The organism is Streptomyces ipomoeae 91-03, assembly GCF_000317595.1.
GTDB classification, from domain to species: Bacteria; Actinomycetota; Actinomycetes; order Streptomycetales; family Streptomycetaceae; genus Streptomyces; species Streptomyces ipomoeae.
This window is the reverse complement of record NZ_AEJC01000046.1, coordinates 1-14,831: the sequence shown is the minus strand read 5'-3', so window position 1 is coordinate 14,831 and position 14,831 is coordinate 1. Positions and strand designations below refer to the sequence as shown.

Annotated in this window: 11 protein-coding genes, 1 tRNA gene and 1 riboswitch; of the genes, 10 read left to right on the top strand and 2 right to left on the bottom strand. The window is 68.8% G+C overall.

Features of this window, described 5'->3' with window-relative positions; genetic code table 11:
- Nucleotides 1-146 precede the first annotated feature (146 nt).
- The 8 genes from STRIP9103_RS02385 to STRIP9103_RS02350 all read left to right on the top strand — a co-directional run bounded on the left by STRIP9103_RS02385 (nt 147) and on the right by STRIP9103_RS02350 (nt 9,598).
- Entirely contained in the window at nt 147-1,184 is a 1,038-nt protein-coding gene (locus tag STRIP9103_RS02385; protein WP_048819557.1) for a LysM peptidoglycan-binding domain-containing protein, read from the top strand.
- Between the two features lie 182 nt (nt 1,185-1,366).
- Nucleotides 1,367-1,566: riboswitch (cyclic di-AMP (ydaO/yuaA leader) on the top strand.
- A 4-nt stretch (nt 1,567-1,570) separates the two neighbouring features.
- Nucleotides 1,571-2,269 carry a LysM peptidoglycan-binding domain-containing protein gene (locus STRIP9103_RS02380; RefSeq protein ID WP_009296575.1) on the top strand — a complete coding sequence of 233 codons (699 nt, stop codon included), beginning with the start codon at nt 1,571-1,573 and terminating at the stop codon, nt 2,267-2,269.
- 344 nt (nt 2,270-2,613) lie between these two features.
- Nucleotides 2,614-3,894: a phosphopyruvate hydratase gene (gene eno, locus STRIP9103_RS02375; RefSeq protein ID WP_009296584.1), complete on the top strand. Its 1,281-nt coding sequence runs from the start codon at nt 2,614-2,616 to the stop codon at nt 3,892-3,894.
- 167 nt (nt 3,895-4,061) lie between these two features.
- The gene (locus STRIP9103_RS02370) at nt 4,062-4,574 is read left to right on the top strand and encodes an FtsB family cell division protein (RefSeq protein WP_009296587.1); all 513 of its coding nucleotides are present in this window, start codon (nt 4,062-4,064) and stop codon (nt 4,572-4,574) included.
- Between the two features lie 59 nt (nt 4,575-4,633).
- Nucleotides 4,634-5,284, top strand: a complete 651-nt coding sequence (locus tag STRIP9103_RS02365; RefSeq protein ID WP_009296582.1) for a DUF501 domain-containing protein — start codon at nt 4,634-4,636, stop codon at nt 5,282-5,284.
- A complete protein-coding gene (locus STRIP9103_RS02360; RefSeq protein ID WP_009296572.1) occupies nt 5,281-6,222 on the top strand; it encodes a Ppx/GppA phosphatase family protein in 942 nt (313 codons plus the stop codon). Before STRIP9103_RS02365 ends, STRIP9103_RS02360 begins: the two co-directional genes overlap by 4 nt.
- Before the next feature lie 492 nt (nt 6,223-6,714).
- The gene (locus tag STRIP9103_RS02355; protein WP_009296611.1) at nt 6,715-8,106 is read left to right on the top strand and encodes an NAD(P)/FAD-dependent oxidoreductase; all 1,392 of its coding nucleotides are present in this window, start codon (nt 6,715-6,717) and stop codon (nt 8,104-8,106) included.
- Between the two features lie 181 nt (nt 8,107-8,287).
- Nucleotides 8,288-9,598, top strand: coding sequence for an SAM-dependent methyltransferase (locus STRIP9103_RS02350; RefSeq protein ID WP_009296613.1), 1,311 nt, complete (start codon nt 8,288-8,290; stop codon nt 9,596-9,598).
- A 19-nt stretch (nt 9,599-9,617) separates the two neighbouring features.
- Here the strand turns inward: STRIP9103_RS02350 and STRIP9103_RS02345 are convergent, their stop codons facing one another.
- Together STRIP9103_RS02345 and STRIP9103_RS02340 are read right to left on the bottom strand one after the other, a co-directional pair.
- On the bottom strand, nt 9,618-12,158 hold the full coding sequence (locus tag STRIP9103_RS02345; RefSeq protein ID WP_009296608.1) for an ABC transporter permease: 2,541 nt from the start codon (nt 12,156-12,158) through the stop codon (nt 9,618-9,620).
- 62 nt (nt 12,159-12,220) lie between these two features.
- On the bottom strand, nt 12,221-12,991 hold the full coding sequence (locus STRIP9103_RS02340) for an ABC transporter ATP-binding protein (RefSeq protein ID WP_009296597.1): 771 nt from the start codon (nt 12,989-12,991) through the stop codon (nt 12,221-12,223).
- A 506-nt stretch (nt 12,992-13,497) separates the two neighbouring features.
- Here STRIP9103_RS02340 and STRIP9103_RS02335 point away from each other — a divergent pair.
- Nucleotides 13,498-13,580: transfer RNA gene (locus STRIP9103_RS02335), tRNA-Leu, on the top strand.
- Nucleotides 13,581-13,907: 327 nt separating this feature from the next.
- Nucleotides 13,908-14,789, top strand: coding sequence for a Bax inhibitor-1/YccA family protein (locus STRIP9103_RS02330; RefSeq protein ID WP_009296603.1), 882 nt, complete (start codon nt 13,908-13,910; stop codon nt 14,787-14,789).
- Nucleotides 14,790-14,831: the final 42 nt, after the last annotated feature.

Genomic DNA, 14,831 nt, shown 5'->3' with positions numbered 1-14,831 from the left:
GAGATACCGTCAAGTCTGTGATCTCCACGTGATCTACGCTGCATTAACTTGTGACAACTGATCGACTGCCGATACGTTCACGCATCAGTGCGAAGGCCCACCACACCCTTCGCTCTGGCCATCGCTGTCGCGTGAAAGGCAACCGCATGCTCTCCGGGAACGGTCGTCACCGTCGCCCCCGTCAGGCTCCGGCTCTTCTCGTCGCGGCCGGAGTGACCGGCTCCGCCATCGCCATCCCGTTCCTCGGCGCCACCGGCGCGAGTGCGGCCAGCGGAACCACCTGGGACCAGGTGGCGGAGTGCGAGAGCGGTGGCTCCTGGAGCGCCGACACCGGCAACGGGCGCTACGGCGGCCTCCAGATGTCCCAGGAGAACTGGGAGAAGTACGGCGGCCTCGACTACGCCACCAGCGCCGACCAGGCCAGCCGTTCGCAGCAAATTGCCGTCGCCGAGAAGATCCTCGCCGACCAGGGCGTCGGCGTCTGGTCCACCTGTGGCCTCCTCCACAACCTCGACGGCGACTCCGGCTCCGCCGACGTGGACACCGGCGTCGCGGACGATTCGTCGAGCTCGGATGGTTCATCCAGTTCAGGTGGTTCGTCCGACTCGCCCAACTCGACCAAATCATCCAGCTCATCTGATTCATCCGAATCGTCCAGGTCGACTGAATCATCGGAATCCTCTGAAACCTCCGAGTCCTCCGCGAATGTCGCCGAAGGTTCCACCAGGGCCGACATCGGTTCGAATGACTCCAGTGGCTCCACCGGCTCCGGTGATGGCACCTCACAGGAGTCCGACAGCTCCTCCCTTGACGACACCGAGAGTCGCAACTCGGGTGAATCCGGACAGAACGGCGACTCTTCATCCGGTGAAGACGTCGGCGCCGGACGTCACCGCGGCGCCAGTGCCGACGAGGACGCGACCGACAACTCCCGTACGGAATCCTCGTCCTCCGGCCGTCACGCCTCCCGTGGCGGCGACTCGGCCCGCGAGGCCGTCGAGGCCGTCCACGCCTCGTACACCGTCCGCGTCGGGGACAACCTGACGTCCATCGCTAACTCTCTTGGCGTCCAGGGCGGGTGGCGTGAGCTGTATGCCGAGAACGAGCGCACCGTCGGAACCGACCCGGACCTCATCCTTCCCGGTCAGACCCTCGAAGTCGGTGCTGAAACGGGCGAAAAGTAGCGAGAGTTCAGGTCATGGTTAGCCCCTGAATGCCCGTTTTAATCTCGGTGGGAGATGAATCACAGAACCCCTGATCCTCTTTGGATTTCGGTGATTCACGTGTTTACGGTCGTGACCGCTCGCCACAGCGGGCCCCTGCGGTCGTCACGCCGAATCCTGCCAACGGCCGCAAGGAACAGTCGTCGCGTCAAGCGCCGTAGGCAGGAGCGGGGGACCCAAGGTAAGTGCCGGGTCCGGCAGTTGAGGCCCTTCGGGGTCGCACGACCGGAACCGGCTCGGGGTGAAGCCGCGCAACGCGAGCCGAAAGGCGAGTGTGTGCGGCCGGGCAACTCAACCGGCCCGAACCCGACAGCTCACCTCGCAGGCGTCGGTGAGGGGATCACTCCATGCTGTTTTCCGGCAAGGGCAAGCACCGCCGTCCGTCCAAGACCGCCCGCGCCATCGCCGTCGTCGGCGTCACCGGTGCCGCCGCCGTCGCCGCCCCGCTGATCGCGGCCGGCAGCGCCTCCGCCGCCACCGCCTCCGAGTGGGACGCCGTCGCCCAGTGCGAGTCCGGCGGCAACTGGTCCATCAACACCGGCAACGGCTACTACGGCGGTCTGCAGTTCTCCGCCTCCACCTGGGCCGCGTACGGCGGTACGCAGTACGCCTCCACCGCCGACCAGGCCACCAAGGCCCAGCAGATCGAGATAGCCGAGAAGGTCCTCGCGGGCCAGGGCAAGGGTGCCTGGCCGGTCTGCGGCACGGGCCTGTCCGGCGCCGCGTACGACGGTGCCGCCGCCTCCGACAGCGGCAGCTCCTCGAACTCCGGCTCCTACGGCTCCTCCAGCTCCTCCTCGTCCCAGGAGAGCGCCCAGGAGACCCGCGCCTCCCGTTCCTCCGAGCGCGCCACCGTCGAGACCCCGACCGGCAAGAAGGTCAAGAAGGGCGACGGCGAGTACAAGGTCGTCAAGGGCGACACCCTCAGCGGCATCGCCGAGAAGGAGAACGTCAAGGGTGGCTGGGAGAAGCTCTTCGAGCTGAACAAGGACATCATCGACGACGCCGACTTCATCTACCCCGGTCAGCAGCTCCACCTGAGCTGACGACAGGGCGGTTCGGCCGCCGGTTCAGCTGTGCCGAAAAATAGGCCGCTCCTCAGCTGAACCACAGCCCGCGCACATCCGTGTCCTCCATAGTGAAGACCTTGTGCGGGCCACCCCCGTCCCCACGGGTCCCCCGCCCCGGTGCGCATTCCCCCGTACGCACCGGGGCGGGGTTTTTTCGTTCTCCGTTCATCCCCCCTTTGTTCCGCACTGGAACAATGGGTACCGTCTGTCTGTCCACGGGACGGTCGGTCGGCTGCCGACAGCCCCGGGACGGTTAGGCTCTAGTCGCATGGCCCACGGGGCCCCGCACCATCGCGTCACATCCGAAGAAGGAGATGCTCGTGCCGTCCATCGACGTCGTCGTAGCCCGGGAAATCCTGGACTCCCGAGGCAACCCCACGGTCGAGGTCGAGGTCGGCCTCGACGACGGCAGCACGGGTCGTGCCGCCGTCCCGTCCGGCGCCTCCACCGGCGCCTTCGAGGCCATCGAGCTCCGTGACGGTGACCCCAACCGCTACCTCGGCAAGGGTGTCGAGAAGGCCGTCCTCGCGGTCATCGAGCAGATCGGCCCGGAGCTGGTCGGCTACGACGCCACGGAGCAGCGCCTGATCGACCAGGCGATGTTCGACCTGGACGCCACCGACAACAAGGGCTCCCTCGGCGCCAACGCCATCCTCGGCGTCTCCCTCGCCGTCGCCCACGCCGCCTCCGAGGCGTCCGACCTCCCTCTCTTCCGCTACCTGGGCGGCCCGAACGCGCACCTGCTGCCGGTGCCGATGATGAACATCCTGAACGGCGGCTCGCACGCCGACACCAACGTGGACATCCAGGAGTTCATGATCGCGCCGATCGGCGCGGAGTCCTTCTCCGAGGCGCTGCGCTGGGGCGCCGAGGTCTACCACACCCTCAAGAAGGTGCTGAAGCGCAAGGGCCTGAACACCGGCCTCGGCGACGAGGGCGGCTTCGCCCCCAACCTCGGCTCCAACCGCGACGCCCTCGACCTCATCCTCGAGGCCGTCAACGAAGCCGGTTACACCCCCGGCGAGCAGATCGCCCTGGCGCTCGACGTCGCCGCCTCCGAGTTCTACAAGGACGGCGTCTACGTCTTCGAGGGCAAGGAGCGCACCGCCGCCGAGATGACGGACTACTACGCCGAGCTCGTCGAGGCGTACCCGCTCGTCTCCATCGAGGACCCGCTGTTCGAGGACGACTGGGAGGGCTGGAAGACCATCACCCAGCGCCTCGGCGACAAGGTCCAGCTCGTCGGCGACGACCTGTTCGTCACCAACCCCGAGCGCCTCGCCCGTGGCATCGAGGAGGGCGCGGCCAACGCGCTGCTGGTGAAGGTGAACCAGATCGGCTCCCTCACCGAGACCCTGGACGCCGTGGAGCTGGCCCAGCGCAACGGCTTCAAGTGCATGATGTCCCACCGCTCCGGCGAGACCGAGGACGTCACCATCGCCGACCTCGCCGTCGCCGTGAACTGCGGTCAGATCAAGACCGGCGCCCCGGCCCGCTCGGACCGCGTCGCCAAGTACAACCAGCTGCTGCGCATCGAGGAGATCCTCGACGACGCCGCGGTGTACGCCGGCCGCTCCGCCTTCCCCCGCTTCAAGGGCTGAGCTCTCCCGCACGCCCGCTCCGCGGACCACGGGCACAGCAAGGGCTGACGCCCCGTAGCGCGCCCGTAGAGCACCAGTAGGAAGCGTCGTACGTACGTCCCCGTACCGGTCCCGTACCGTGTGCGGGGACGTACGCGCATGGGCCGTGAGCGAAGGGGAAGTGGGACATGGCCGTCAAGGACCGGGACCGTTTCTCCACGGCGACCAGGCTGAAGCTGCTCGGCGAGCAGACGGCGGCCCGGGTCTACCGCTCCCAGACCAAGCGCCAGGCCCGCCGCTCCCGGCTGACCGGGCGGGCCGCGCTGCTCGCGCTCGTCCTCTGCTCGCTGATCGTGGCCCTCGCCTATCCCATAAGGCAGTACGTCTCCCAGCGCGCCGAGATCGCCGACATGCAGCGGCAGCGTGAGGAGGCGCGCCGGCGCGTGGAGGAGCTGCGCGACCTCAAGGCGCGCTGGCAGGACGACGCGTACGCCGAGCAGCGCATCCGGGAGCGGCTGCACTATGTGATGCCGGGCGAGACCGGCTACACCATGATCGACCCGGACGCGGCCAAGCAGTCCCGCACGACCCAGGGAGCGGCCGACCGCCCCTGGTACACCAACGTCTGGGCCGGAATCGACAGGGCAGACGCCGCCGACCCGGCCGAAGCCGCCGCCGACCCGGCCGCCGCCGACCGGTGAACCGACCAGGGCCCCTCAGTCCCGGGGCCCCAGAGTTCTAGAGAGACTTGCAGACAGGTATGCACACGCCCCCGCCGCCCACCCCGCGCACCGAGCCGACCGACGCGGACGTCGAGGCCTTCCAGCAGCAGCTCGGACGCCCGCCGCGCGGACTGCGCGCGATCGCGCACCGCTGCCCGTGCGGACAGCCGGACGTGGTCGAGACGGCGCCGCGCCTGCCGGACGGCACGCCCTTCCCCACGACGTACTACCTGACGTGCCCGCGCGCGGCCTCCGCGATCGGCACGCTGGAGGCGAACGGGGTGATGAAGGAGATGACGGAGCGGCTGGCCCACGACAAGGAGCTGGCCGACGCCTACCGGGCCGCCCACGAGGACTACATCCGGCGCCGCGACGAGATCGAGGAGCTGAAGGGCTTCCCGAGCGCCGGTGGTATGCCGGACCGTGTGAAGTGCCTGCATGTGCTGGTGGCGCACTCGTTGGCCGCCGGCCCCGGCGTCAACCCGCTCGGCGACGAGGCGATCGAGATGCTGCCGGAGTGGTGGGCGAAGGGCCCGTGCGTGGTGCCCTCGACGCCGCCGTCCGGGAAGGGCTGGGAGGTGGACGCGAGCGACTCCGGCTACTTCGCGGCCAAGCCCGTCGACCCGGAAGACCCGGAAGACCCGGAAGACCCGGAAGACCCGGAAGACTCGGAAGGGACCGACCAGTGACCCGTGTCGCCGCCATCGACTGCGGTACGAACTCGATCCGCCTCCTCGTCGCCGACGCCGACCCAGAAACGGGCGAACTGGTCGATCTGGACCGCCGGATGACCATCGTCCGCCTCGGCCAGGGCGTCGACCGTACGGGCCGCCTGGCGCCGGAGGCGCTGGAGCGGACCTTCGCCGCCTGCCGCGAGTACGCCGCGATCATCAAGGAGCACGGCGCCGAACGCCTCCGCTTCGTCGCGACCTCCGCCTCCCGTGACGCCGAGAACCGCGACGACTTCGTACGCGGGGTCCTGGACATCGTCGGTGTCGAGCCCGAGGTGATCTCCGGCGACCAGGAGGCCGAGTTCTCCTTCACCGGCGCCACCAGGGAGTTCTTGGGGCGGGACGACCTTCCGAAGCCGTTCCTCGTCGTGGACATCGGCGGCGGCTCCACCGAGTTCGTCGTCGGTGACGACCACGTACGCGGCGCCCGTTCCGTGGACATCGGCTGTGTCCGTATGACCGAGCGGCACCTCGTCCGGGGCGACGCAGTCATCGATCCGCCCGGTCCCGAGCAGATCTCCGCGATCCGGACCGACATCGAGGCCGCCCTCGACCTCGCGGAGCAGACCGTGCCGCTGCGGGAGGCCCACACGCTCGTAGGCCTCGCCGGCTCGGTCACCACTCTCTCGGCGATCGCCCAGGACCTCCCCGAGTACGACTCACAGGCCATCCACCACTCCCGGATCCCGTACGACCGCGTCCGGGAGATCACCGAATGGCTGCTGCGGTCCACACACGCCGAGCGGGCCGCGGTGCCGTCGATGCACCCCGGGCGGGTGGACGTGATCGCCGCCGGCGCCCTCGTCCTGCTGTCGATCATGGAGCGGATCGGCGCGGAGGAGGTCGTGGTGAGCGAGCACGACATCCTTGATGGAATCGCCTGGTCTGTCGCCTAGTGTGGCATTTGTGCAGGTGGAATTCGGGCGTTCTCCCGGGTCGGCCGGTGAGCTTGTGAGCAAGTGTTTACTACTCGCCGGTAGCCTCGCTTGAGCAGTTCGGATAACGTCTGAGCGCGTCCCGGGGGGTGTCGCGGCACCCCCGTTGACGTACCGCCGGAAAACTTCGTGAACTTCTTCACAAGAGAATCGGCCCTGTTGGGCGACGTTTTGAGGCTGTGCAGAGCCTTCGGGGGTTCCGAGGGGTCAATGGTGCGTCCCCGAGGGGGTTCGCCGGGGGTCTCGTCCGTGTGAAACCAGAGGGTGGATCAAGGGGCTCGGGGGCCCGGAACGGCAGTTCACGCGGCATTGACAACGGCCGGTCACCTGGAGTGGTTCCCCTGCTCGACCATGACCTGTGCCATGGGGGCCGCGCAGTGTAGCAGAGGGGCTGAGGAAGCTTGTGAAGGGGCGCACGAGCACCCCCCGGTTGGCGGGTACATACTCGATGGCATGAGCACCACGGAGCGTCCCAGGATCCTCGTAGTAGGCGGTGGGTACGTAGGCCTGTACGCAGCTCGGCGCATCCTCAAGAAGATGCGCTACGGCGAGGCGACCGTCACGGTCGTCGACCCCCGGTCGTACATGACCTACCAGCCCTTCCTCCCCGAAGCCGCCGCCGGCAGCATCTCCCCGCGTCACGTCGTCGTCCCGCTGCGACGCGTGCTCCCCAAGGCGGAGGTCCTCACCGGCCGGGTCACCACCATCGACCAGGACCGCAAGGTCGCCACCGTCGCGCCGCTGGTCGGCGAGGCGTACGAGCTGCCCTTCGACTACCTGGTGATCGCGCTCGGCGCGGTCTCCCGCACCTTCCCGATCCCCGGCCTCGCCGAGCAGGGCATCGGCATGAAGGGCATCGAGGAGGCCATCGGCCTGCGCAACCACGTGCTGGAGCAGCTCGACAAGGCCGACTCCACGACCGACGAGGACGTCCGCCGCAAGGCGCTGACCTTCGTCTTCGTGGGCGGTGGCTTCGCCGGTGCGGAGACCATCGGTGAGGTCGAGGACATGGCCCGCGACGCCGCGAAGTACTACAAGAACGTGTCCCGCGAGGACATGCGCTTCGTGCTCGTCGACGCCGCCGACAAGATCCTCCCCGAGGTCGGCCCGAAGCTCGGCCTGTACGGCAAGGAGCACCTGGAGGGCCGGGGTGTCGAGGTCTACCTCAACACCTCCATGGAGTCCTGCGTCGACGGCCACGTGGTGCTGAAGAACGGCCTCGAGGTCGACTCCAACACGATCGTCTGGACCGCCGGCGTCAAGCCGAACCCGGTCCTGTCCCGCTACGGTCTGCCGCTCGGCCCCCGTGGTCACGTCGACACCCAGCCGACCCTCCAGGTCCAGGGCACCGACTACATCTGGGCCGCCGGCGACAACGCCCAGGTGCCCGACGTCGCCGCCCGCAAGGCCGGCGTCGAGAACGCCTGGTGCCCGCCGAACGCGCAGCACGCGCTGCGTCAGGCCCGGGTCCTCGGCGACAACGTGGTCTCCGGCATGCGGGGCTTCCCGCAGAAGGAGTACTCGCACTCCAACAAGGGTGCGGTGGCGGGCCTCGGCCTCCACAAGGGCGTCGCGATGATCGTCCTGGGCAAGACGAAGATCAAGCTCAAGGGCCGCCTCGCCTGGTACATGCACCGTGGCTACCACGGTCTCGCGATGCCGACCTGGAACCGCAAGATCCGGGTCTTCGCCGACTGGACCCTCGCGATGTTCCTCAAGCGCGAGGTCGTCTCCCTCGGCGCCATCGAGACTCCCCGCGAGGAGTTCTACGAGGCCGCCAAGCCGGCGCCGGTCCCCGCGGCCACCGCTCCGGCGAAGACCGAGGAGAAGGCCAAGGCCTCCTGACCTTCCGCCTCACCCTTCGATCGACCCGAAGGACCTCCCGCCATCCGTGGTGCGGGAGGTCCTTTCGGCGTTCCGGGGACTTTCCTCACCCTTTAACGCGCACGGGGGACTGCGGCCGAGCCCTGTTGGTGTTTACGTAAGGGAGGACATTCCGGGATCTGTCGTCACGGAGGTGCGTGCCATGCAGGACGCCGCGTCGCGGCTGAAGGCCCTGTCGGAACAGATGTTGGGGACGTCGTTGCCGGTGCGGCTGCGGGCGTGGGACGGCTCGGAGGCCGGACCACCGGAGGCACCCGCGCTGGTGGTGCGCAACCGCAGGGCCCTGCGACGGCTGCTGTGGAAACCGGGCGAGCTGGGCCTGGCCCGTGCCTGGGTCGCCGGGGACCTCGGCATCGAAGGAGACCTGTACGCCGTACTGGATCTGATGGCCGAACATGTCTGGGAGCGGGAGGAAGGGGCCCGCAGCCACACCGAGGCACTGCGCGACCCGGAGGTGCGCGCGGCCGTCAGAGGGCTGCTGAAGCTGGCCGGGCCCGCGGTGCTGCTGCCGCCCGAACCGCCCCCCGAGGAGGTCCGCAGACGCCCTCACCGGCACACCAGGCACAGCGACAAACGCGCCGTCAGCCACCACTACGACGTGGGCAACGACTTCTACGAACTCGTCCTCGGCCCGTCGATGGTGTACTCCTGCGCCTACTGGGCCTCCCCGCACGACACCACCCTCGAAGCCGCCCAGTACGACAAACTCGACCTCGTCTGCCGCAAACTCGACCTGGCCCCCGGCAAGCGGCTCCTGGACGTCGGCTGCGGCTGGGGCTCCATGGCCGTGTACGCCGCCCGGGAGTACGGCGTCCACGTCGTCGGGATCACGCTCTCCCAGGAGCAGGCCGCGTACGCCCGTAAGCGGGTCGCCGACGAGGGACTGGCGGACCGCGTCGAGATCCGGGTGCAGGACTACCGCGACGTCGTCGACGGGCCCTACGAGGCCATCTCCTCCATCGGCATGGCCGAACACGTGGGCGCGGAGCGGTACCTGGAGTACGCCACGGCCCTGTACGCGCTCCTCACGCCCGGCGGACGGCTCCTGAACCACCAGATCTCGCGGCGACCCCAGCGCGACGAGGGCGCGTACTCCGTCGACGGTTTCATCGACGCGTACGTCTTCCCGGACGGCGAACTCGCCCCGATCGGCACCACCGTGACCCAGCTCGAACGCGCCGGGTTCGAGGTCCGTGACGTGGAGTCCCTGCGCGAGCACTACGGCCTCACCCTGCGCGCCTGGGTCACCAACCTGGAAACGCAGTGGGCCCGGGCCGTGTCGCTCACCGGCCCGGGCCGCGCCCGCGTCTGGCGCCTCTACATGGCCGCCTCCGCGCTCGCCTTCGAACGCAACCGCATCGGCGTCAACCAGGTGCTCGCCGTGAAGACGCCGGAGAGCGGTGCGTCGGGGCTGCCGCTCAGGGCCCGCACATGGGGTGCGCGGGCCACATGAACGAGTCCTCTCGCGGCTGCTACTCCGACTTGATCGCCGTCAGCATGTTCAGCTTCGCCGCCCGCCGGGCCGGCCACAGCGCGGCCAGGATGCCGACCGTGGCGGCCAGCAGCAGGAAGACGGCCATCCGGGCCCACGGCAGGACCAGTTCGTACGTCGGCATCTTGGCGGCGAGCAGCTCACCGGCGGCCCAGCCGAAGAAGACACCGAGGCCGATGCCGAGGACACCGCCGAAGAGGGAGATGACCAGGGACTCCAGACGGACCATCCGCTTGATGCCCCGGCGGTCCAGGCCGATCGCGCGGAGCATGCCGATCTCCTGGGAGCGCTCGAACACGGACATCGCGAGGGTGTTGATGACACCGAGGACGGCGACGATCACGGCCATGGCCAGCAGCCCGTAGAGCATGTTCAGCATCAGGGTGAACATCTGCGCGATCTCGTTGGAGATGTCCTGCCGGTCCTGGACCCGGATGCCCGGGTTGCTCCCGAGGGCCTTCTCCAGCCGGTCCTTGGTGGCGTCCGAGACACCGGCCGAGGTCTTGACCATGACCTGCATGTCGGCCGGGTCGGCGGAGGCGGGCAGCCGCTCGCTGAGCGTCGCGCTGTCCAGGAGGATGCCGCGGAGCAGATCGTTGCCCTCGTAGACCCCGGCGACCGTCAGCTTCTGCTTCTGCCCGCCCTCGAACGCCGCGGTGAAGGTCGAGCCGGCCTTCCAGCCGCGGCGCTTCGCGGTGTCCGCGTCCACGACGACATCGCTGCCGCCGACCTTGAACGCCCCGCTGTCGACCGTCAGATCGGTGAGCTCGCCGATCGCCGAGCCGTTGACGCCGGTGAGGTACTCGGTCTCGTCGCCGATGACGGACTCGGCGTTGGTCAGCGGCGAGGTCGCGGTGACGCCCTCGGTGGCCGCGAGCTTCTTCTCCACGTCGGGGGAGAGGTAGTTGCGGTTGGCCATCGACACGACGTAGTCGGCCTTGATCGAGTCGGCGGCCATCTTGCCGATGGACGTCTGCAGGCTGCCCGCCATCACCGTCATCCCGGTGATCAGGGTCAGGCCGATCATCAGCGCCGAGGCGGTGGCGGCGGTACGGCGCGGATTGCGTACGGAGTTCTGCCGGGCGAGCTTGCCGGAGACACCGAACACGCGCAGCACCGGGTCGGCGGCGGCGATGAGCGGCCGGGAGAGCAGGGGCGTGAGGACGAAGACGCCGATGATGAGGAGCACGGCCCCGAAGCCCATCGTGATCTGGCTCTCCGTGCCGTCCATGGTCGTGGCGTACAGGACGGTGGCGATGCCCGCGCCCGCGAACAGGGCGCCGATCGTGTTCCGTACGACGAGGGACTTGGTCGTCGCCTTGGCGTGCACGCTGCTCATCGCGGCCACCGGTGGGATCTTCGCCGCGCGCCGGCCCGGCAGCCAGGCGGCCAGCATGGTGACCAGTACGCCGACCAGCAGGGCGGTGACGACCGTGCCCGGCGACACGATCAGCGGCCCGTCCGGGACGGTCGCGTCGAGGGTGCCCATCAGGGACCGCATACCGGCGCCGATGCCGACGCCCGCCACCAGCCCGGTGACCGCCGCGATCACGCCCACCACGAACGCCTCGATCAGCACCGAACGCGTCACCTGCCGGCGGGAGGCGCCCACCGCGCGCAGCAGGGCCAGCTCCTTGGTGCGCTGGGCGACCAGCATCGTGAAGGTGTTGGCGATGATGAACGTGCCCACGAACAGGGCGATCCCGGCGAACACCAGCAGCCCGTTCTTCAGCCCGCTCATCGACGAGGCGATCATCTCCGCCTGGCTGTCGGCGAGTTCCTTGCCGGTGGTGGTGTACGCGGTGTCGGCGGGGACGACCTTGTCGACGGCCGCCTTGAGCTGCGCCTGGCCGGTGCCTCCGGCCGCCTGGACGTCGATCTCGTCGTACGTGCCCTCCATGTGGAAGAGCTTCTGGGCCGTCGCCGTGTCGAAGAGGGCGAGGCTGCCGCCGGCGGCGACGTTGCCGTCGTCCGTGGTGAAGATCGCGGTGATGGTCGGCGTGAGGACCGGCCCGTCGACGGAGATACGGATCGTGTCCCCGACCTTGTACCCGGCGCGGTCGGCGGTCTCCGCGTCGATCGCGACCTCGTCCTCGCCCTTGGGGGCGCGTCCGCCGTCCTCGATCGGGTACCTGGGGTCGTCCGTGCCCCAGAGGTTTCCGCCCTGGGACTGGAAGCCGCCGCCGATCAGCTTGCCGTCCTTGTCGGCGAGCGCGGTGAAGCCGCTGACCACACCGATCGCCGACTCGGCGCCGGGCACCTGTTCGACCTTCGTCAGCAGCTCAGGCGTCAGCTTCGGCTGCTCGGCGACCTTGCCGCCTTCGTTCGCGCGGCCCTCCGGCCTGATCGCCACGTCCACATGGTCGAAGCCCTTGGCGGAGCTCTTCTGGAACGCGTCCGAAATCGTGTTCGTGAACACCAGCGTGCCCGACACGAAGGCCACACCGAGCATCACAGCGAGCACGGTCATCAACAACCTGGCCTTGTGCACGAGCACGTTGCGCAGGGCGGTACGGAACATGAGGGGTCCCTGTTTCGGGGTCGGGGGTGGGCGTTTGGACTGGTGGGCGCGTCTGGGAAAACTCAGCTGGTGCGCCCCTTGGCGTCGAACCGCTTCATCCGGTCCAGCACCGAGTCCGCCGTGGGCGCGTGCATCTCGTCCACGATCCGCCCGTCCGCGAGGAACACCACCCGGTCCGCGTACGCCGCCGCCACCGGGTCATGCGTCACCATCACCACGGTCTGCCCCAAGTCCCGTACGGAGTTCCGCAGAAACCCCAACACCTCCGCCCCCGACCGCGAGTCGAGGTTCCCGGTCGGCTCGTCCCCGAAGATGATGTCGGGCCGCGACGCGAGTGCCCGTGCCACCGCGACCCGCTGCTGCTGACCACCGGAGAGCTGCGCGGGCCGGTGGCTCAACCGCCCGGACAGCCCCACCATCTGGATCACGGTGTCCAGCCACTGCTTGTCCGGCCTACGGCCGGCGATGTCCATCGGGAGGGTGATGTTCTCCAGCGCGGTGAGCGTCGGCAGCAGATTGAACGCCTGGAAGATGAAGCCGATCTTGTCGCGACGGAGCTTGGTGAGCTGCTTGTCCTTCAGCGAGCCCAACTCGGTCTCACCTATGCGCACGGACCCGGAGGAGAAGGTGTCCAGACCGGCCACGCAGTGCATCAGCGTGGACTTGCCGGATCCCGAGGGCCCCATGATCGCGGTGAACTCGGCCTGCCGGAAGTCGACGGTGACCCGGTCCAGGGCGACCACCTTGGTCTCGCCCTGTCCGTAGACCTTCGACAGTTCCGTGGCGCGGGCGGCCACGGCGGTGGCGGGGGCGGCGAGGGGAGTGGTCGTCACGGGTGGGAACTCCTGTCGGAACGACGGCGTTTGTCGGGTTCGAGGGACGGGCCGAGGGGCGCGTGGGAGCACATGCCGGAGGGCCGTTTCGAGGAATGACTCCATCGTCGTGACGGAGAGCGGCCGTGTAGTCAGTCGCTGTCCTGGTTCTGGGGGCAGACTTCGGACGGACGGAAGAGAGCCGTGTCATACCTGGGGATGACGGCGGTCCCTGAGAGCGGCTGTGAGGGGTCAGCGAGTGCGGTCGCGGGGGGTCGCGGGTCGACACGAGTCACCGCGTCAGCGTGTGAACCTCGCGGAGACCGCTCGTTCGGGCGGTGAAATTCCGTCATTCCGCATACGCCGAGTCGTGCCGTCCGAAAGGCTATTGGCAAGTGCGGATGGCGCGTTCCCTGGGCTGATGCACCCTCAGACGTCAATAAAATAAGACAACATCGGTCCGCTCTTCCGCTGTTCGGGGGAAGCCTCCCGATAGGCTCAGAACCTCAGCGCGGAGCCCATGGCCTGCCCGGATGGTGGAATGCAGACACGGCGAGCTTAAACCTCGCTGCCCCTCGCGGGCGTACCGGTTCAAGTCCGGTTCCGGGCACCTCCGACCAACACTGAACAAATTCCCCCATCCCCACCTGTGGCCGCGCCGCCCCGACCCTGTCGTCGGGCGAGGGCCCGCCCCTGTCGTCGGGCCAGAGCGGCCCGCCCTCCGCACCGCAGACCCCGCAGCGGTTGATCTCCGGAGGATCGCGGGCGTGTACCGGGTTGGTCATGGGTTGAGGGGAGTGGGGCGGGGAATCAGGGAGACGCGTAGCGTGTTCGACGTCAGGGCACGGGAAAGATCCTCCCCAAGCACTAGAGTCAATCCTTTGCCTACCTATTACTCTTGAGCCAAGGCCACGCAGGGTGGCCATGGAGGAGTGAAATGAGGAGCAGCAACCCGGTCTTCTCGCGACGGGGGTTCAGCCGCGACAACGGCTACGCGGGCTTCAACACCGCGCCGCAGGCCGGGGGAGCAGCTGTCGGCACCCAGGGCAACCCCTACGCCCAGCAGGGCGGCAACCCGTACGCGACGAACCCTTACGCCCAGCAGGGTGTACAGCACGGCGCCCCGCCGCAGGCCCCGGTCCGCACGGGCGCCATGACCATGGACGACGTCGTCGTCCGCTCGGCCATGACGCTCGGCACGGTCGTCGTCGGCGCGATCCTCGCCTGGGCCCTTCTGCCGGTGTCGCCCACCAGCTACGGCCTGGCCGTCGGCGCCGCGCTCATCGCGTTCGTCCTCGCCATGGTGCAGTCCTTCAAGCGCAAGGCCTCGCCCGCGCTGATCCTGACGTACGCGGCCTTCGAGGGCGTCTTCCTCGGTGTGCTGAGCGAGATGTTCAACACGCAGTGGAGCGGCGCGCCCTTCCAGGCGGTCCTCGGCACCATGGCCGTCTCCGGCGCCACCCTCCTGGTCTACAAGGCGGGCTGGATCAGGGTCACCGCGCGGTACGCCCGCATCGGCATGACCATCGCGATCGCCTTCATCCTCGTCCTGGCGGTCAACCTGCTGCTGGTCGTCTTCGGGCTCGCCCCGGACGGCGGACTGCGCAGCATGGGCGCGCTCGGCGCGATCGTCGGCATCCTCGCGATCCTGCTCGGCGCGTTCTTCCTGACCCTCGACTTCAAGCAGATCGAGGACGGCATCGCCTACGGCGCCCCTCGCGAGGAGGCCTGGCTGGCCGCGTTCGGCCTGACCATGACCCTCGTGTGGATCTACGTCGAGATGCTGAGGCTGGTGGCCATCTTCAGCGGCGACGACTAGGCCGGGTGCCTGGTAGGCCGCGCCCGGCTGCCATGGGAAGGG